Annotated in this window: 18 protein-coding genes; 11 read left to right on the forward strand and 7 right to left on the reverse strand. The window is 64.5% G+C overall.

Annotated features, from left to right (window positions below):
- Positions 1-474 precede the first annotated feature (474 nt).
- Positions 475-1878, reverse strand: a complete 1404-nt coding sequence (locus GD628_RS10695; protein ID WP_091606514.1) for an NAD(P)H-quinone dehydrogenase — start codon at positions 1876-1878, stop codon at positions 475-477.
- A gap of 94 nt (positions 1879-1972) precedes the next feature.
- Between GD628_RS10695 and GD628_RS10700 the strand changes: the two genes are divergently transcribed.
- Positions 1973-2776: a purine-nucleoside phosphorylase gene (locus GD628_RS10700; RefSeq protein ID WP_152274713.1), complete on the forward strand. Its 804-nt coding sequence runs from the start codon at positions 1973-1975 to the stop codon at positions 2774-2776.
- A gap of 24 nt (positions 2777-2800) precedes the next feature.
- Positions 2801-4561 (forward strand): phospho-sugar mutase, encoded by a 1761-nt coding sequence (locus tag GD628_RS10705; protein ID WP_152274714.1) that lies wholly within the window; start codon positions 2801-2803, stop codon positions 4559-4561.
- A 27-nt stretch (positions 4562-4588) separates the two neighbouring features.
- Here GD628_RS10705 and GD628_RS10710 read toward each other — a convergent pair whose 3' ends face one another.
- From GD628_RS10710 to GD628_RS10720, 3 genes are all read right to left on the reverse strand, one after another.
- Positions 4589-6151, reverse strand: a complete 1563-nt coding sequence (locus tag GD628_RS10710) for a putative bifunctional diguanylate cyclase/phosphodiesterase (RefSeq protein ID WP_152274715.1) — start codon at positions 6149-6151, stop codon at positions 4589-4591.
- Positions 6148-6579, reverse strand: coding sequence for a SpoIIAA family protein (locus tag GD628_RS10715; RefSeq protein ID WP_141653682.1), 432 nt, complete (start codon positions 6577-6579; stop codon positions 6148-6150). Before GD628_RS10715 ends, GD628_RS10710 begins: the two co-directional genes overlap by 4 nt.
- A gap of 220 nt (positions 6580-6799) precedes the next feature.
- Positions 6800-7828 carry a hypothetical protein gene (locus tag GD628_RS10720; protein ID WP_091606527.1) on the reverse strand — a complete coding sequence of 343 codons (1029 nt, stop codon included), beginning with the start codon at positions 7826-7828 and terminating at the stop codon, positions 6800-6802.
- Between the two features lie 244 nt (positions 7829-8072).
- On the opposite strand from GD628_RS10720, the gene GD628_RS16500 reads away from it, so the two are divergent.
- The 4 genes from GD628_RS16500 (at position 8073) to GD628_RS16505 (ending at position 9657) form a co-directional block, all read left to right on the forward strand.
- Complete coding sequence (locus GD628_RS16500; protein WP_176697614.1) at positions 8073-8213, forward strand: hypothetical protein; 141 nt, start codon at positions 8073-8075, stop codon at positions 8211-8213.
- A gap of 153 nt (positions 8214-8366) precedes the next feature.
- A complete protein-coding gene (gene deoC / locus GD628_RS10725; RefSeq protein WP_152274716.1) occupies positions 8367-9074 on the forward strand; it encodes a deoxyribose-phosphate aldolase in 708 nt (235 codons plus the stop codon).
- Positions 9075-9115: 41 nt separating this feature from the next.
- Positions 9116-9367 carry a hypothetical protein gene (locus GD628_RS10730; RefSeq protein ID WP_091606533.1) on the forward strand — a complete coding sequence of 84 codons (252 nt, stop codon included), beginning with the start codon at positions 9116-9118 and terminating at the stop codon, positions 9365-9367.
- A 149-nt stretch (positions 9368-9516) separates the two neighbouring features.
- Positions 9517-9657: a hypothetical protein gene (locus tag GD628_RS16505; RefSeq protein WP_176697615.1), complete on the forward strand. Its 141-nt coding sequence runs from the start codon at positions 9517-9519 to the stop codon at positions 9655-9657.
- 8 nt (positions 9658-9665) lie between these two features.
- Here GD628_RS16505 and GD628_RS10735 read toward each other — a convergent pair whose 3' ends face one another.
- Both GD628_RS10735 and GD628_RS10740 read right to left on the reverse strand, forming a co-directional pair.
- Positions 9666-10667, reverse strand: a complete 1002-nt coding sequence (locus GD628_RS10735; protein WP_152274717.1) for an SIS domain-containing protein — start codon at positions 10665-10667, stop codon at positions 9666-9668.
- Positions 10646-11866, reverse strand: coding sequence for a hypothetical protein (locus tag GD628_RS10740; RefSeq protein WP_152274718.1), 1221 nt, complete (start codon positions 11864-11866; stop codon positions 10646-10648). Before GD628_RS10740 ends, GD628_RS10735 begins: the two co-directional genes overlap by 22 nt.
- Positions 11867-12027: 161 nt before the next feature.
- On the opposite strand from GD628_RS10740, the gene GD628_RS10745 reads away from it, so the two are divergent.
- From GD628_RS10745 to GD628_RS10760, 4 genes are read left to right on the forward strand one after another with little or no spacing between them, the layout of a single operon-like run.
- Positions 12028-13119, forward strand: a complete 1092-nt coding sequence (locus GD628_RS10745) for a polyamine ABC transporter substrate-binding protein (RefSeq protein ID WP_152274719.1) — start codon at positions 12028-12030, stop codon at positions 13117-13119.
- A gap of 6 nt (positions 13120-13125) precedes the next feature.
- Positions 13126-14028, forward strand: coding sequence for an ABC transporter permease (locus GD628_RS10750; RefSeq protein WP_091606544.1), 903 nt, complete (start codon positions 13126-13128; stop codon positions 14026-14028).
- Positions 14025-14858, forward strand: coding sequence for an ABC transporter permease (locus GD628_RS10755; protein ID WP_152274720.1), 834 nt, complete (start codon positions 14025-14027; stop codon positions 14856-14858). Before GD628_RS10750 ends, GD628_RS10755 begins: the two co-directional genes overlap by 4 nt.
- Positions 14855-15973 carry an ABC transporter ATP-binding protein gene (locus GD628_RS10760; protein ID WP_091606549.1) on the forward strand — a complete coding sequence of 373 codons (1119 nt, stop codon included), beginning with the start codon at positions 14855-14857 and terminating at the stop codon, positions 15971-15973. The genes GD628_RS10755 and GD628_RS10760 overlap by 4 nt, the downstream gene beginning before the upstream one ends.
- Here the strand turns inward: GD628_RS10760 and GD628_RS10765 are convergent.
- Positions 15952-16563 (reverse strand): TetR/AcrR family transcriptional regulator, encoded by a 612-nt coding sequence (locus GD628_RS10765; protein WP_091606552.1) that lies wholly within the window; start codon positions 16561-16563, stop codon positions 15952-15954. The genes GD628_RS10760 and GD628_RS10765 overlap by 22 nt on opposite strands.
- A gap of 136 nt (positions 16564-16699) precedes the next feature.
- On the opposite strand from GD628_RS10765, the gene GD628_RS10770 reads away from it, so the two are divergent.
- Complete coding sequence (locus GD628_RS10770) at positions 16700-17965, forward strand: glycosyltransferase (RefSeq protein WP_152274721.1); 1266 nt, start codon at positions 16700-16702, stop codon at positions 17963-17965.
- Positions 17966-17985 lie beyond the last annotated feature (20 nt).

Here is a 17985-nt window from a genome sequence, read left to right on the forward strand (position 1 = left end):
CGGAGCCAGACGGGCATTACCGTGGGACATGAAGACCTCTTAGGTTCGGCTGTGTGTGGTAACCACCAAACCTAAGAGGTCTTCACCCTATTCACGTGTAACTAACGTGGTGTCTCAGTACACCTAGGGGCATTCCCTCCTTCAGCAGCGTGAAGAACTCCCGCTGCCGGGGGTGGGGTTTCCAGCCCGGGCGGCCCTGACCCCGGAGCCCGGCTTTCCGGACCCAGCCGGCGCACGTGACACGGTTCAAACCAAGTTCCCGGGCAGCAGCGCTCACGTCACCGTCCACACGGTCGAAGACCTCGAAGAACTCTGCTATCTGCGCCGCGCTATGCCGCGGACGGGACTGGTTTCCTGATGAAACAGACACGGTCGTTGCAACTCCCAAAATGATCGGGTGTTGCAACGACCGCTAGAACCCGCCGGACTGATACGGGCAGTTTCTGTAATCTCGATGTGCGGAGCCGGGAACCGCTAGATGTGTACGTGCAGCCTGCGCGCAGCTTCGGAGATGGAGCCGGTCAGGGACGGGTACACCGTGAAGGTGTTGGCTACGTCGTCCACGTGCAGCTTCTGGGTGACCGCCAGGGCGATCGGGAAAATCAGCTCAGAGGCGCGGGGACCGACGACGACGCCGCCGATCACCGTTCCGGAACCCTTTCGGGCAATGATCTTCACGAAGCCTTCCTTGACGTCCATCATCTTGGCCCGCGCATTGGTGTGCAGCGAAAGTTTGATGACGTCGCCCTGGTAGCGGCCGGCGTCGACGTCGGCTTCCGAGACACCCACGGAGGCGATCTCCGGGGAGGTGAAGATGTTCGAGGCCACGTGCTTGAGTTTCAGCGGCTTCACGCTGTCCCCCATCAGGTGAGCAATGGCGATGCGTCCCTGCATGGCTGCCACGGACGCCAGGTTGAACACTCCAGTGCAGTCACCGGCGGCGTAGACGTTCGGGGCCGTGGTGCGGGAAACGCCGTCGACCTTGATCTGTCCGTATTCGTCCAGGGCGATCCCGGCTTCCTCGAGCCCGATGTCCTGGGTGTTGGGGATGGCTCCGACGGCCACGAGGCAGTGCGACCCCTCGACCGTGCGTCCGTCGGAGAGGGTGACGAGCACGCCCTCGCCGGTGTTCTTCACGGAGTCTGCGCGGGACCGGGACAGCACTGTCATGCCGCGGGCCTGGAACACGTCCTCCAGCACCCGGGCGGCGTCGGCGTCTTCACCGGGCAGCACGCGGTCGCGGCTGGAGATCAGCGTGACGCGGGAACCCAGGCCGTTGTACGCCGAGGCAAACTCGGCACCGGTGACACCGGAGCCGATCACGATCAGGTGCTCGGGAACTTCGGTGAGGTTGTAGATCTGCTTCCAGGTGAAGATCCGCTCGCCGTCCGGCATGGAGGTTTCCAGCTCGCGCGGGTTGGCGCCGGTGCAGAGCAGCAGGGCTTCGGCTTCGACCGTGGTCACGGTGCCGTCGTCGGCGGTCACTTCGATGGTGTGGTTGTCCAGCAGGCGGCCGTTGCCGATCACCACGTTCACGCCCATGCGCTCCAGCGTGCGCCGGATGTCGCTGGACTGCTCGCGGGCCAGCGCAAGGAGGCGGTGGTTGACCATCTTCAGGTCCGCTGCCACCGGCTTCGAGTCACCAAAGTCCACGCCCAGGCCGGAAGCCGCGTTCAAACGCGTCATCACGTCGGCGGTGGCGATGAGGGTCTTGGAGGGAACGACGTCGGTGAGGACGGCTGAGCCGCCCAGGCCGTTGCGCTCAACGATGGTGACGTCCGCCCCCAGCGATGCCGCCACCATGGCGGCTTCATATCCACCGGGGCCGCCGCCGAGGATCGCGATTTTTCGGGCTGTGAAATCTAGTTGGCTCGTCACAACTGTCCATTCTGTCGCATCGGGGGATGCCGCTCAAACGGGACCGGTACCGCAGGCAGGAGCAGTGCCGTCCAACACACGGTAAGTTGTACGGGTGAGCAACGACGAACCCTTTGAACTTGCCCGGCACGCCGCAGCGTACATTGCCGAGAAAACCGGCGTACCCAGCCATGACATCGCCCTGGTCCTGGGCAGCGGATGGGGTGAGGCAGCCGAACTGATCGGCGAAACCACCGCCACCATCCCGGCGTCGGAAATCCCCGGATTCTCCGCCCCCGCAGTGCAGGGCCATGTTGGAACCATCCGTTCCATCCTGACCCCCAGCGGAAAGCGCGCGCTGGTCCTGGGAGCCCGCACCCACTACTACGAGGGCAAGGGCGTCCGCGCCGTAGTCCACGGCGTACGCACCGCGGCTGCCGCCGGCGCCAAGGTGATGGTGCTGACCAACGGCTGCGGCGGGCTGAACCTGGACTGGAAGCCCGGCACCCCCGTGCTGATCAGCGACCACCTGAACCTGACGGCCACCTCACCGCTGGAAGGTGCCACGTTCGTGGACCTGACGGACCTCTACTCTCCGCGCCTGCGCCAACTGGCACGCACCATTGACCCGACCCTGGCCGAGGGCGTCTACGCCCAGTTCCCCGGCCCGCACTACGAGACCCCTGCCGAGGTCCGCTACGCCAAGACCATCGGCGCAGACCTCGTTGGCATGTCCACCGCACTGGAAGCCATTGCGGCCCGCCACGCCGGCATGGAGGTGTTCGGCATCAGCCTGGTCACCAACCTCGCCGCCGGCATCAGCCCGCAGCCGCTCAGCCACCAGGAAGTGCTGGAGGCCGGAGCCGAAGCGGGTCCGCGCATCTCCCGGCTGCTGGCCGGAATCATCGGCGCCATCTAGCCAGAGACCTGCATAGGACACCCCATGAGCTTGACCTCCACTGAACGTGACAAACTGATTGCCGCGGCCCGCCTCTGGGCGGACACGGACCCCGACCACGCGACTGCTGCCCAGCTGCGGAAACTGCTGGCCGAAGCCACTGCGGACGGCGAAGCGGCAGAAGCTGCCCTGGCCGACCTGGCAGACCGTTTCTCCGGCACCCTGCAGTTCGGCACCGCCGGCCTGCGTGCCGCCCTCGGCGCCGGGCCCATGCGGATGAACCGTGCAGTCGTCCGGCGCACGGCAGCCGGGATCGCCTCGTTCCTGCAGGACAAGTCCGAGGGCTGGACTCCCAGCGCGGTCATTGGCTACGACGCCCGCCACAACTCCCGGGCTTTTGCCCTGGAGACCGCGGCGGTCTTCAGCGCGGCCGGAATCGAGGCATTCCTGCTCCCCTGCACGCTCCCGACGCCGGTACTCGCCTACGCGGTCAGGGCCCTGGACACGGATGCCGGCGTGATGGTCACTGCCAGCCACAATCCTGCACAGGACAACGGCTACAAGGTGTACCTGGGCGGCCGGACGGTCAAGGGCCCGGGGCGCGGCGCCCAAATCGTTCCGCCGTACGACGCCGAGATTGCCGCGCGCATCGACTACTCCGTGCCGCTGGACTCGATCGAGACAGCACCCGAAGGCTGGACCGACGTGTCCGAGTCGATCGCGGCGGACTACATCAACGCCGTCGACGCCCTGGTGTCCAGGGATGGTTATCCGTCGCGGGACCTGAAGATTGTCCTGACGCCTATGCACGGGGTTGGCGGGGAAACCATGACCGCTGTCCTGCGCGACGCCGGCTTCACCTCCGTGAAGCTGGTGGCAGCCCAGGCCCAGCCGGATCCGGATTTCCCCACGGTCGCGTTCCCCAATCCGGAGGAACCAGGCGCTTTGGACATGGCCGTTGCCATGGCCGCGGAGACGGACGCTGACATAGTGCTGGCCAACGATCCCGACGCCGACCGGGCCGCAGTAGCTGCCAAGGACCGGGCCACCGGGCAGTGGCGCATGCTGCGGGGCGATGAGACCGGCGCCCTGCTTGGCGCGCATCTGGCTGCCCGGATCCGTTCCGGGCATCTCAAGCCGCGGGTCAGGGCCGGACACTCCCCCGTCTTCGCGAACTCAATCGTCTCCTCCCGCTTGCTGGCACGGATTGCTGCTTCCGCGGGATTCGCACATCAGGAGACCCTGACCGGCTTCAAGTGGATTTCCCGGGTTCCGGGGCTGGTGTACGGGTACGAGGAGGCACTGGGCTACTGCGTGGCTCCCGGCCTGGTTCGGGACAAGGACGGCATCTCCGCCGGTCTGCTTATCGCCGAGCTTGCGGCCTCGCTCAAGGCGTCCGGACGCACGCTGTTCGACATGCTCGATGACCTTGCGCTGGAGCACGGCCTGCATGCGTCCGACCAGCTTTCCGTCCGGGTCGCGGACCTGGCCCTGATTCCGCAGATGATGACGCGCCTGCGCGAGCAGCCCCCGGCTTCCCTGGCCGGCTCTCCCGTGGCGTCCGCCGTCGACCTCTCGACCGGCTCGGCAGACCTCCCGCCCACCGATGGCCTGCTCTACCTGACGCGGGACAGCACCCGCATCATCGTCCGGCCCTCCGGCACCGAGCCGAAGCTGAAGTGCTACCTGGAAGTGATTGAGCCGGTATCCGGGCGGGACGGACTCGGAGCGGCCCGTACGGCCGCCGCCGAGCGTCTGGCAGCGGCAAAGGCGGACATCGCGGCGGCGCTGGGGCTGGACGCCTAAGCGCGCTTCCGTCGTCGGGACCGGCCGCTAACGTGCTGCGGCCGGTGCCTGAACCAGCGGGAGCACCGTACCTTCTGCCAGGATGGCCTGGATCTGTCCCGCGGCCAGCGGCCTGCTGAAGTAGTACCCCTGGCCGTTGCGGCAGCCAAGCACCAGCAGGTCTGCCGCCTGGTCAAGCGTCTCGATTCCTTCGAAAACCGCTTCCATGCCGGCGGCACGGATCAGCCCGTGGACAGCATCCACGAACTGCCGCTGTCCGGGGTCCGCGCTGATGTCCCGAATCAGGCTGCGGTCCACCTTCACCGTCTGGACGGGCAGCCTGCGGAGGTAGCTGATCGAGGAGTACCCCGTGCCGAAGTCGTCTATCTCGATGCCCACGCCAAGCGCGTTCAGCGACTTCAGGGAGTACATCTCCACGTCTCCTCCGCTGACGAAGGCGCTCTCGGTGATCTCGATGACCAGGCGGGAAGCGCGTATCCCGGTTTCCAGCAGGTCCTGCCGCACATGGTCCACCAGATCCAGCCGCTGCAGTTCCATGGCGGAGAGGTTGACCCGGACCTTGAAATCGTCGTCGAGGTCCAGCTGCCCTTCCCAGTGCGCCACCTGCTCCAGGGCAGCCCGCAGCACCCAGCGGCCAAGGTCCAGGATGATGCCGGTTTCCTCGGCGATCGGAATGAAGTCATCCGGCATCACCAGACCGCGCTGTGGGTGCTGCCAGCGAACCAGTGCCTCCACCCCGCTCATCCTGCCGGTGGCGAGCTCGACGACGGGCTGGTAGTCGAGGAACAATTCGTTCCGTCCCAGGCCCTCCCGGAGCTCGGTAGCCATATCCCGGCGGAGCTGGCGGGCGTACAGCATCACCGGCTCGAATGCCTTGCTTTGTCCCCGGCCCGCGTCCTTGGCCGCATACATGGCAGTGTCCGCCCGCACCATGATGTCCTCGGCGCTTTCCCCCGGCTGTGCGGCATGGACGCCCACGCTCGCGCGCGGCCACACGTCGATTTCCTCCACCCGGATGCATTCGGCCAGCGCATCGTGGATTCGCGCGGACACACCCATGGCAGTACTCAGGCCCGTGTCCGGCAGCAGAACGGCAAATTCGTCCCCACCCAGCCGGGCCACTGTGTCGCCCCTGCGAACTGCCCAGCGGAGCCGGCGGGCTACTTCCACGAGGACCTGGTCACCGGTTTGGTGGCCAAAGCTGTCGTTGATGTCCTTGAAGGCATCCAGGTCGATCATCAGGACCGAGGGGCGCGTACCTTCTATCTCGCTGGCGAGCAGTTCCGCCTCAATCTCGTGCATCAGCGCCGTGCGGTTGGCGGTGCCGGTCAGGGCATCACTCATCGCCATCCGCTGCATTTGGCGGTGCGCCGCCTGCAGCTCGCGGGTACGCGATTCGACCCGCTCTTCGAAGTCCTGATAGACGGAGTTCAGTTCCTCGGCCAGCAGGTTGATGCCGGTGATAACGGCGTCCACGTCGTCGCGTTGTGGTGAGGTGCGGATCCTCGTGCCAAGGTCGCCGGCAGCAATCCGGACAATTCCGTCCACGACCTGCTGAAGTCTTGGGTCTCCGGCTTCAGGGTCCGTCATCGCGTTTTAGCCCTCAACCAGCCAAGTGCCTCGTCCCTGGAAGAGAAGTATCTGGTCGGGCAGTGCGGCAGGTCACCCCCCAGCAGGAAATTGGCTATGACCCGATCAACCTGCGAAGACCCGAGGACTGCAACCGCTGAGGCGGAATGGGCGCCGCCAAAGACTGATCGGGCACTGCGCGTAATGGATTCAATGCCAGTCAGTTCGAGCAGGAGCGGCATCATTCCCGTTCCGGTTATCTGTTCGAACTCCGATGCAGCACGGGCTGCGATCCCTCCCGTGATGACGGCACCGGGAGGTAGGACCAGCCTGACGAAACCATCTTCCAGGGAGACTCCTACATACCCTTCGATGAGTCCGGCGGCTTCGGCGACGTCCACGGGTGGGGCCTCTTCCGGTACCGGGACTGCACTATCAACGACCGTCATATCATGCCCCCGGCACGGCTTGGCGAGGTGTTGCGGAACTGATCAGTCCCGTGCGGCCTTGCGAAATCCAAAAGTCGATACTTTCCCATGTTTCCCCCCAAAGCCAAAGGTACCCCAGTAGAGCTAGAAACGGAGGATTTCGAGACGCCATTTCGAGCCGGAATATTAATTTCTAAGCGTGCTTGCAGGTGTTCAGGGTTAGCATCCCGACACCGTTGTATTAGTCATCCGCAGATTCCCGCAATTGGGTTAGGAATCTCCTGGACTGCTCAGCGCGGGCGCCGGCACCCGCAGTTTCGAATAGGTGGGCGCTCAGGGCGAAACGATCGGCGGCGGCCGCCAGATGTCCTTCCGCCCGGAGAATCCTGGCCAGCAGGAAGAGAGCTTCCCCCTCGATATGAGGTGCCATGATTTCCGACTTCCCCATCACTGCGTTCATCTTGGAACGTGCTGCAGCAAGGTCGCCTGTCAGGAACGACCAGTAGGCACGGGTTATCGCCAGCTCAATTTCGTCCTGCGGTGTGCCACCCGTAATTGAGATGGCCATTTCGGCCCGCTCGATGCACTGGAGGGTTTCAGGCTCTACGAGGTTCGCAGTGAGGCGCATGAAGGCGGAAGCCTTGTTGAAGAGGGCCCACAGGCTCACGTCGTTCGTCGGCGACAGCGAGGCCGAAGCCAGCCCATGGTAATGCGTTGCCTCGCTGTGCCGACCAGCAAGGAATGCAGCATTTCCCACCGACCAGTATGCCTTCCCGGCTTTCTCCAACCCGGTGTCGTCGCCGACCATGCTGGCGAGCACTTCGGCCTCTGTCCAAGCGTCATCAAAGTTGCCGCTCTCGGCCAGGACCGCTACGAGGGCCTGCTGCGCTTCGAGTTTTCCGCGTCCCCCAACGTCACCGTCCGGAAGTTCCAACGCGGCCGCACGGGCAACCTGCAGTGCTTGAGGAAGCAGGCCCTGACCTTGAAGACCCAGCGAACGGAGAGCTTTGGCCTTAGCGGCCAGCTCCGGATCTTCCAGGGAGAGTGGATGGCTCACCAGCTGCAGAGCGGTCTCCGAGCAGTCTTCCATCTGACCGAGCTCGAGCTGACATTCCCCCATGAGGAACGTCATACGCCACCATCCGGATTCGTCACCGGATTCCCGCGCCGCTTCCGCTGCCCTTCCAGCACACTTCAGGGCCGCGGGATAGTCACGGCCTTCCCAGCTCTGACGAGCCTTGTACTCGTTCAGTATGAAGTCACTGATCATTCAAAAGCCACGACTTTCTCGGTATCCTGCACGGCGTCTGTACCACCCCCGATTCATTCTTGCGCATCGGAGGTCGCCGCTGAGTCAACGTTACGTTGCGTCGCGGGTTTGAGGTGGCAGATCGACCAGCCGCAGCATATACGCAAGATAACCTGAAATTTCGATACATGAACGCTTTTAGGGTGTCTTCGTTAGGTACACTTTCTTTGTCAGCTAGCTGTGAAACCTCACTATAGGAGCACCAATGAAGAAACTAGGCGCATCGCTTCTTCTCGCGGCAGCCATTACGGCTGTCGGAGTCGCCGCACCGGCGAATGCGGCACCGTCGTTCGGCAACACTGGCGGCGGGACGGTTTCTCCGCTCGTCAACTGGTGGCCGAACTAAGTCTGTGTCTGGCCGGGCTCCAATCTCTCTGGGATTGCAGCCCGGCCTTTCTCGTTTAAGCCTCCTTACTCGGTGAATCTGAGCAGCAAAGAACCGGCGGGCATTCCCCGCCCCCATATGGGAGACTGGAAGACCAGTTTGGAAAGGACCGCCATGCCCACGAACGCCGCGCCTGAAGAGACTCCGCAGACCGCTGACCTCGCCTCTTACATCGACCACACCCTGCTCAAGCCGGAGGCCTCCCGTGAGGACATCCTGCGGGTCTGCGAAGAAGCAGCCGAGTACGGTTTTAAGTCCGTCTGCGTAAACCCCCTGTGGGTCTCGACGGTACATACTGCCCTGAAGGACTCCGGAGTAGACACCTGCTCCGTTATCGGCTTCCCGCTCGGAGCGACCACCACAGAGGTCAAGGTCTTTGAAGCACGGGGCGCCCTGCAGGACGGCGCCGACGAGATCGACATGGTCATAGACATTGCCGCAGCACGGCGCGGCGACCGTGAGACGCTGGTCCGGGACATCGCTTCCGTGGCCGAAGCCGTCCATGAAGCCGGCGCAATCCTTAAGGTCATCATCGAAACCTCGCTGCTCACTGACGAGCAGAAGGTCCTGGCCTGCGAAGCGTCCGTGGACGCCGGAGCGGACTTCGTGAAGACGTCCACGGGTTTCAACGGCGGCGGTGCCACGGTTGAGGATGTTGCCCTGATGCGCCGGACGGTCGGTCCTTACCTGGGCGTGAAGGCGTCCGGCGGTGTCCGCAGCCGTGAAGATGCCCTGGCGATGATCAACGCCGGTGCCACACGAATTGGAGCTAGCTCCGGAATCGCTATTGTTAAGGGTGGTAACGGCGGGTCCGGTTACTGATCCGTCCGCCGCTGAAAACTTTTTGAAACGGAGAAACTCCCATGGCACGAACCAAGGCCAAGCAGCCCACCCACTCGGGCGAAGGACACCTGGTCTCGAACCTCGTCACCTTCATTGTCTTCTTTGGGCTCTTCCTCGCCTCGATCTACGCCTTGAACTGGCTGACACTGGACGCGGTTTGGCCGATGGTGGTCTGCCTCGTCGTAGGTACTCTCGTCTACCTCATCCCGTTCATGATGGGCCGCTCGGACACCACCGTTGAGCTGGCTGAAGGCAAGTCGCACAACGAGTAACCAACGGCGGCGACAAATCCGCGTTAGGCAAAAAAGACTGCACGCCCGGAATTGCCCGGCGTGCAGTCTTTTTTTCGGGTAAAAACGGGCATGAAACGAGTAGTAAGTACTCTTAGCACTCAGCTGGACCCGTTCTTAAAGTCATCCCCATGAGCACAACACTGACACGTAGACAATGGCGCGCTGAGCGTATCCGCCAGCAGCGCTTCACCAGGTTCTCCTACTCGGCAATCGCTGCGCTCGTCGTCTCGGCAGCCGTAGTCTTCGCGATTGCCATCCAGCAAACGTAGGAACTGCCCTAGCTAGCCGGCGTGGCGGTGACCTGTGCGCTCCAGGAGTGCTCCGGATCCTTGCTGTACCAGTCCCAGGCCACCAGCTCCGGCACCATCGTCTCCACCAGGGCAGACACCAGCCACCGTTCCTGCCCCGGATAGGAAACGGTAAGAGCCGCCTCGGGAAAGCCTCCTCCGACGGCGACAACCTGGGCTCCGCGCGGCATCATCCAGTCCAGGGCCTGCTGGTCCCACCGCGATCCGGCGAAAACGAGCGCCCGGTAATCGAGGGTCTTGGACAGATAAACATCCACGTGGGACCAGTCCCCCGTTTCACTGCCGTATGCCGGCCGGCGGGGCACTTCACGGATCATCAGCGAACCCTGGGCCGCACTGGAGAAGCGTTCCGCAGGCGCCAGCAGGAACGCACCGTCCGGGCCCAAAAGCAGATCCGAGGCCTGCGGGAGCCACCGTTCGGCGGAGTCCAAGAGGGATCGGGCACCAGCCGCTGCACCATTCACCTCCTCCGCCAGCATCCCGCAGGAAGCACCGTACCGTTCAAGCAGTGCCGCGATGACCAGCAGCGAATGCCTGAAGTTCCGGCAGGAGATACCCGAGACCTCCTCCCCCGCGTTCATGGCAACGGTGTGGTCAGCCATGGCCGCAAGCGGTGAGTTGGGGTTGTTGGTCACTGCCACCAGTCCGCCCGTGCCGCGGTAGCGTTCAGCCGCAGCCAGGACCTCAACACTTGTGCCGGTGGCAGAGACAGCGACCACCAGGAGGTCCGGTGCCGGCGCCGGAAGCAGCACGGTACTGGCCAGTTCAACCTGGACGTTCACGCCGTCGGCACGTGCTTTCCGCGCGGCAGTGGCCGCCGCGTAGGCACTCGACCCCATCCCCAGGATCAGGATGCGTTGGGCCGGTGGAAGCTCCGCCAGCCCGGGGTAACCGCCGTTGAGCAGTTCAGCCATACGGTCCAGGTACTCTGGGACCAGCTGCAGGTCCTCTAGGAAGCGGGAGGTGTCCACACGGGCTCCTTCGTCTGTGGGGTGCGGGAGAAGTCCCGCTGGAAACGGTAGGTGATGGCGCCGTCGGCCGCGTATTGCCAGCGCGGCAGATAGCGGTGGGCGTAGATGAGTTCGCGCAGCAGCTGCTCTGCGGTGAGGCCGGGCAGCAGGGCTTCGTCCAGCAGGTCCGGGAAGCCGGACTCTGCTGCGGCGCTGCGGTACGCCCGGACAAGCTGTGCCTGCGCTTCCGCAGCCCAGCCGTAGAGCCGGTCCAGTGACCGCAGGTCATCAGCCTGCAGGCGCTTGGCGGCCACCGAGGCCACCATGTCCAGGCTGGCGGCTAGATGTGCGACGTCGCGGGCGGCGGTATCGGGCCGGTCCCGCTCAGCGGCGGGCAGCTGGGGATCGCCGTCGAAATCCAAGAGCCAGTACCTATCCCCCGAACGCAGCACCTGCCCCACGTGCAGGTCTCCATGCAGGTCAAAGGCCGGTGCGCCCGTCTCGGGCAGCGCGGCCAGCAGATCCCTCAGGTGCCCGGCCCTGTTCTCCAGCCGAATCCCGGCGTCGCCGTCCGTGAGAGCCAGGGCAACATCCAGCACGCCGTCGGCCCGAGCCCTGGCCTCGGCTGCGCCAGGGCCCGGCAGCGGTTCGGCAGCGAACAGCGCGGCGTGCACTTCTGCGGTCAGCCGGCCAAGGGCGGAAGGGAAGTCCGGCAGCGCACCGCCGCGGAACCAGGCCACGACGTCGTCCGCGGCCCAGGTCCAGCCATCGTCCGCGTCCGGTATCAGCGCGCTGAGCAGCGCCAGGGTACCGCGGCCCTGCTCCGGGTGATCCCACTCCAGCGAACCGTAGTAACCGGGCACGGACTCAACTCCGGCGTCTGCCAGCCGCGCCAGCAGCCGGGCCGAACGGTCGGCTCCGGACCACTGCCGCACGAGCTTAATGATCTTGTCCCGGCCAACCACCACCGAAAGGTTGGTCATGTCCACGCTGACGGCTGTCTCTTCGAGTCCGCCGCCGGCAGGCAGGCGGGTACGCACCGCGTACAGCTCTCCGGCGGTGGCCGTGAGTGAACCAGCCTCGCCGGACAGCACTGCAGCAGCGAGGTCTCCGGCCAAGCCCGAACCTGCCGCCGCGGGACGTCCGCGGGAATCGAGCACGGCAAGGCCGCCGTCCGGCTGCAGTCGCAAACAGCCGTGCGCGGCCTTCACTTCATCCATGTCCTAACCTTCACATTCCTTGCACGCAGGTTCAAGGACCGATTGTTAAATGCTTGTTACGGCGAAAAATAAGCGTTGTATTCCTTGAATCTGAATGTAAAGATCAATTCACCACCCAACCGGGGTGTGATCCACAACACAGCGCAAGAGTAGGAGCCATCGTGAGTTTCCAGCGCGTTTCACGGACCGCCGCCGTAGCAGCAACAGCGGTCCTTGCTCTGTCCGCCTGCGGCGGAGGAAGCGGGTCCGCGGACCTGGATCCCGACGCCGACATCAGTGAACAGAAGCTGGTAGTCGGCATCTGGGCCGATTACTACCCCGAGGATCTTGCCGAGACCTTCGAAGCGGAGACGGGCGTTCCCGTCCAGATTGTGCACCATGCCACGAACGAAGAGATCATGGCCAAGCTGACAGCCGGCGGGGACTCCGGAATCGACGTCGCATTTGTCTCCGGCCAGTACGCCCAGGCGCTCAACGAAGGCGGAATGCTCCAGGAACTGGACCACTCCCTCATCCCGAACATCGAGAACCTTTACCCCGAGGCCATGGAAATGGCCTACGACGACGGCAACACTTTCTCCCTGCCCTACGCATGGGGAACCACCGGCCTCTGCTACCGCTCGGACCTGCTGCCGGCGGAGCCCACCTCCTGGACGGATCTGCTGGAGCCGGCGGCCGGCGTCGCCGGGAAAACCACCATGCTCTCCACCGAACGCTGGATGGCGCTCCCTGCCCTGAAGGCACTGGGCTACTCGGTGAACTCGGAGAATCCGGACGAGCTGGCGGCCGTAAAGGAACAGCTCACGACAACCAAGCCCACCCTGCTTTCCTTCGATGACACCACCTTCTACTCCAAGCTGGTCACCGGCGAGGCAGTGCTCACCGAGGCCTGGGACGGCTGGTGCAACTACGGCATTGCCGAGGACCCGAACATCAAGTTCACCGTCCCGGAAGAAGGCAGCGATCTCTGGGTGGACACCATGACCGTGCTGAAGTCCTCTCAGAACAAAGAGGCGGCCATGGCGTTCCTGAACTACGTTCTTGAGCCGGAGATCCATTCCTGGGCAGCGGAAAACATCCTCTACAAGGTGCCGAACCAGGCAGCCATGGAGGCACTGGACCCGGAACTGCTGGTCACGTACCCCAACCTGGCCATGACCCCTGCCGAACTGGCGAAACAGGAAGTCATCGTCGACCTGGGTGATTACAGCACCGAGTACACCCGCCTCGCCACGGAAATCTCCGCGAAGTAGCTTCCCGTGCCTGCCCTCCGCTCCGCAGCCTCCGGCGCCGCCTGGCGCCGGAGGCTCGCCGGCCTTCCGATCCTCGGACCCGGTGTCCTCTTCCTCTTCGTCCTTGCCGTCCTGCCCGTGGCACTGGTTACCGTCTACGCGTTCTTTGAGCGCGGCCGGTTTGGCGGGGTCGAGTACAACTTCACCCTGGACAACTTCGTCCGGCTGGCAGACCCGCTCTACCTGGGCGTGGTGCTGAAGTCCATTCTCATTGCCGGTGCCGCCACCGGAATCGCCCTGCTAATCGGCTACCCGGCGGCCCTGTTCATCTCCCGCCTGCCCAAGCGGTGGCGCACCCTGGCGCTGATCGCCGTGCTGCTGCCGTTCTGGACCAACTTCCTGATCCGCACCTATGCGTGGATCCTGCTGCTGAACAACGCAGGCTGGATCAACCAGGGCCTGCAGGCCCTCGGAATCACCACCGAACCGGTGGCAATGCTCTACACCGAACCGGCCGTCGTCGTCGGGCTGGTCTATATGTACCTGCCGCTGATGATCCTGCCGCTGTACGCGTCCTTGTCCTCCCAGGACGCGCAGCTTACCGAAGCTGCCACCAACCTTGGTTCCTCGCCGTTCCGGGTGTTCCGCACCGTCACCCTGCCGCTCTCCGCCCCGGGTGCCCTGACCGGCTGCATCTTTGTCTTCGTGCCCGCCATGGGCAACTTCATCATTCCGGAGCTGATCGGCGGCGGGAAGACAGTGCTGATCGGCAACCTCATCCGCGACCAGTTCCTCAAGGCCCGCGACTGGCCCTTCGGCGCTGCCCTGGCCCTGGTCATGACGGCGTTCCTGGTACTGCTGCTGGTTCTGCAACAGCGGGCGTCCCGCGCCGTCAGTGAAGGCAAGACCCCGCGGAAGGCGGACGCATGAGCACCATCGCAGCCGGCCGGACTGCCGGAGACAAAAACGTACGACGCCGTGGCGCGCGGCACGGACGCGGCTGGCACCTCCGGGTGCCGTTCTGGGCGGTGATCGGCTTCCTCTACCTGCCGATCCTCGTGGTCACGGCCATGTCCTTCAATGCCTCTTCCAATCTGTTCTCCTGGTCGGGTTTTTCGCTGAAGTGGTACGCAGAAATCTTCCGCTCCCCGGAGATCCTTGCGTCGCTGGGGAACACCCTGATCGTGGCCGCGGCCGCTGCTGTGCTGGCCACTGTGCTGGGCACGCTCACCGCCGTCGGCATCCACCGCTACACCAGGGGCGGACTGATCCGGGCGATCGCCATTGCCCCGGCCATGCTCCCGGATCTGCTCCTGGCCATCGGCCTGCTAAGCCTGTTCACCCTGCTCAACTTCACCCTGGGCCTGCTCTCGGTCATCCTGGCCCACACCGTGTTCGCCATGGCCTTCGTGACCGCTATTGTGCTGGCCCGGCTGGCGCAGGTTGATCCGTCGCTGGAAGAAGCCTCGAGAGACCTGGGAGCCACTCCGGCCCGCACCCTGCTGAAGGTGACGGTTCCGCAGCTGGGACCTGCCATTATCTCCGGCGGACTGCTGGCATTCACCCTCTCCCTGGATGAATTCGTGATCGCTTTCTTTACCACCAGCCCCACAGTCTCCACCCTGCCCATCAACATCTACTCGATGGTTCGCTTCGGCGTCTCCCCCGAAATCAATGCCCTCGCCACCATGCTGCTTGGCCTGACCGTCCTGGCGGTCCTGGGCACACAGCGCCTGACCAAGATTGCGGATTCACTATGACCTACGGACCTGACACAGTTTCCGCCAGCCAGCCCCTGCTGCAGCTGCGTTCGCTCAGCCACAGCTACGGCTCCGTCCAGGCACTTCACGGGATTGACCTGGACATCGCCGGCAACGAATTCTTCGCCCTGCTGGGTCCGTCCGGCTGCGGCAAGAGCACCCTGCTGCGGTCCATCGCAGGTTTCGAAACCCCGGCACATGGGGAGATCCTGCTCGACGGCGAACCGCTGACTGCGCTTCCGGCCCACCGCCGGCCGGTGAACATGATGTTCCAGTCCTACGCCCTTTTCCCGCATCTGAGCGTGGAGAAGAACGTGGCCTACGGACTTGAGGCCGAAGGCAGGGGCAAGGCCGAGGTCCGCCGCCGGGTGGGCGAGGCGCTCGAAACCATCGGTCTCACGAAATTCGCCAAGCGGCGCCCGGGACAGCTCTCCGGCGGGCAGCGCCAGCGCGTGGCCCTGGCCCGGGCCATCGTCAAACGGCCCCGCCTGCTGCTGCTGGACGAGCCGTTGTCCGCCCTGGACCGCAAGGTCCGCGCGGAAATGCAGCTCGAGCTCAAGCGTCTGCAGCACGAGGCGGGCATGACGTTCGTCGTGGTCACCCATGACCAGGAAGAGGCCATGTCCATGGCGGACCGGGTGGCAGTGCTCAACGCTGGCCGGCTGGAGCAGGTGGACACGCCGGTAGCCCTCTACGCCGCGCCCCGGACGCGGTTCGTAGCCGATTTCATCGGCACCGCGAACCTCCTGGACGGCACCGCCGCCGCCGGGGGCATCCTGCTGGACAACGGCCTGGTGATCGCCGCGGACCATACGCTGCCCGCCGGAACCGCGGCCACCGCCGTCGTGCGCCCGGAAGACGTGGCGCTGGCCGGGGCCGGCACCGGCACGCTGTCCGGAACCGTGGTGGATACGTTCTTCCTGGGCGGCACCTCCACGGTCTCGGTGCAGGTTCCCGGGCTGAGTGCACCGTTCACCTGCACCGTACGGGCGGTCCAGGTTCCACAGCGTGGCTCACAGGTGGGTTTGGTTATTGACGCGGCCAGAACCGTAGCCGTGGAAGATGACCGCGCGGCGTCGCGGCCGGGCGCTGCTCAGGAAACGGTCAGCTCATGAGCGGTTGCGATCCGCGCGTAGTCCGCGATCAGGAGCGCCGCCGTCTCGGCGTCGATGCTCGGATGGCGGGCAATGATCCGGTAACCGTAGGCGTCTTCGAGCGCCACCAGATTTCGGGCAACGGTCAGCGGGTCCTGGGCCAGCGCGAACACGCCTCGAGCGGCCCCCTGTTCCAGCACGACCAGGTACATGCCAACCTGCCGCTCGTAGAGGGAGGTCAGCAGGGTGGCGGTCACCGGATTGTTGCCCGCGGAGCCGCCCAGGGCACAGAGCATGGCCACCTGCGCGTCATCGGATCCGGACGGCAGGCCGGAGCGGATCAGCGCCAGCAGCCGGACGGCGGGGTCATCCGGCAGCGACGCGAGCATCTGCACGCGCTGTTCGTAGAAGCGCTCCATGGCTTCGCGGTTCGCCTCAAGCATCAGGTCATCAATGTTCGGGTAGTAGTACAGCACCGCTCCGCTGGTCAGCCCGGCTTCTTCTGCGACCCGGTTCAGCCGGGCACCGTCCGGACCATGCTTGGCCACCGCCCGCTGCGCGGCCGCCACAATCTCGCTGCGGCGTGCGGCCTGGTTCTTCGGACGTGCCATGTAAAAACCTTCCTCCGATGGACTGATTCACCACAATAGGACACTTCCGCCACAATAACCGCATTTCACATAAGTAATTTGCATCACCCACCGATTCCTGGAGGCAGCATTGACAAATTCACGCACTTTTCTTTTCATGCCGGAAAGCGCTTACGGACCCACCAACAACTGCATCGGGATTGGCAGCGAGCTGCTGAAGCGCGGGCACCGGGTTGTCTTCGCGGCGGAGTCGTCCTGGAAAGGCAAGCTAGCGGCACTGGGCTTCGAGGAAGCGCTCGTGGACTTCGCTCCGCCGGCCGCGGACGATGCAGAGGCCGAAGCCGGCGATTTCTGGAAGGAATACATCAAAGCCATCTCTCCGGAATTCCGTAAAACAACACTGGAACAGGCTGAAACGGTCATCCGGCCTATTTGGGAAGGAGCAATTGAAGGCGCAAAATACTGCGAGCCCGAATTGCGGAAGATAATCGCGGACGTGAATCCGGATGTAATCATCGAGGACAACGTGGTGGCTTTCCCCGCCCTGGTGACCGCGGAGAAGCCGTTCGTGCGGATCGTCTCCTGCAACCCGCTGGAAATCCCCGGACCCGGCATCGCCCCCGCGTACTCCGGCCTGGGCCAGGATGACACCGCCGCGTGGGACGAGTACCGCGCCGAATACGAACGCACCCACAAGGACCTCTGGAAGGACTTCAACGCCTGGGTGCAGGCCCAGGGTGCACCGCCGCTGCCACGGCTCGAATTCATCCATTCAGGGGTGCACAACATCTACGTCTACCCTGAAGAACTGGACTACACCTCCCGCCGGCCGCTGGAGCCGAACTGGACCCGCGTCGACTCCGCCGTCCGCGAGACCGAATCGGCCGTTGAGCTCCCCGAGGAGTTCCTGGATGGATCCAAGCCGCTGGTCTACTTCAGCCTGGGCTCCCTGGGCGGCGCCGACGTCGAACTCATGCAGCGCACGGTGGATATCCTCGGCGGCGCTGACGGCTACAACTTCATCGTCTCCAAGGGCCCCCGGCACGAGGAGATCACCCTGGCACCAAATATGTGGGGTGCGGAGTTCCTGCCGCAGACCCGCATCATTCCCCTGGTGGACCTGGTCATCACGCACGGCGGCAACAACACCACCACCGAAGCCCTGCACTTCGGCAAGCCGATGATCCTGCTGCCGCTGTTCTGGGACCAGTATGACAACGCCCAGCGTGTCCACGAATCCGGCTACGGCCGCCGCCTGGACACCTACAGCTGCACGGCCGAAGAGCTCCTCGGCACCATCGACGAGCTGCTGAACGATGCAGAACTGCAGGCCCGCTGCCGCACCGCCGGGGAACGCATCCGCGCCGTGGACGGCTTGTCCGCGGCGGCCGCCGCGCTCGAACAGGTCGCCGCAGCACACTAGCTTCCTCATCCGAACGCACT

The organism is Arthrobacter koreensis, from assembly GCF_009193255.1.
In the GTDB taxonomy this organism is placed as follows: Bacteria; Actinomycetota; Actinomycetes; order Actinomycetales; family Micrococcaceae; genus Arthrobacter_B; species Arthrobacter_B koreensis.

Bases quoted from the DNA above. Each gene is read 5' to 3' on its own strand.
- GD628_RS10765 (WP_091606552.1), bottom strand. From the start codon at position 16,563: ATGGCACGTCCGAAGAACCAGGCCGCACGCCGCAGCGAGATTGTGGCG.
- GD628_RS10705 (WP_152274714.1), top strand. From the start codon at position 2,801: ATGAGCTTGACCTCCACTGAACGTGACAAACTGATTGCCGCGGCCCGC.
- GD628_RS10720 (WP_091606527.1), bottom strand. From the start codon at position 7,828: ATGATCAGTGACTTCATACTGAACGAGTACAAGGCTCGTCAGAGCTGG.
- GD628_RS10760 (WP_091606549.1), top strand. From the start codon at position 14,855: ATGACCTACGGACCTGACACAGTTTCCGCCAGCCAGCCCCTGCTGCAG.
- GD628_RS10755 (WP_152274720.1), top strand. From the start codon at position 14,025: ATGAGCACCATCGCAGCCGGCCGGACTGCCGGAGACAAAAACGTACGA.
- GD628_RS16505 (WP_176697615.1), top strand. From the start codon at position 9,517: ATGAGCACAACACTGACACGTAGACAATGGCGCGCTGAGCGTATCCGC.
- GD628_RS16500 (WP_176697614.1), top strand. From the start codon at position 8,073: ATGAAGAAACTAGGCGCATCGCTTCTTCTCGCGGCAGCCATTACGGCT.
- GD628_RS10710 (WP_152274715.1), bottom strand. From the start codon at position 6,151: ATGACGGACCCTGAAGCCGGAGACCCAAGACTTCAGCAGGTCGTGGAC.
- GD628_RS10730 (WP_091606533.1), top strand. From the start codon at position 9,116: ATGGCACGAACCAAGGCCAAGCAGCCCACCCACTCGGGCGAAGGACAC.
- GD628_RS10740 (WP_152274718.1), bottom strand. From the start codon at position 11,866: ATGGATGAAGTGAAGGCCGCGCACGGCTGTTTGCGACTGCAGCCGGAC.
- GD628_RS10770 (WP_152274721.1), top strand. From the start codon at position 16,700: ATGCCGGAAAGCGCTTACGGACCCACCAACAACTGCATCGGGATTGGC.
- GD628_RS10715 (WP_141653682.1), bottom strand. From the start codon at position 6,579: ATGACGGTCGTTGATAGTGCAGTCCCGGTACCGGAAGAGGCCCCACCC.
- deoC (WP_152274716.1), top strand. From the start codon at position 8,367: ATGCCCACGAACGCCGCGCCTGAAGAGACTCCGCAGACCGCTGACCTC.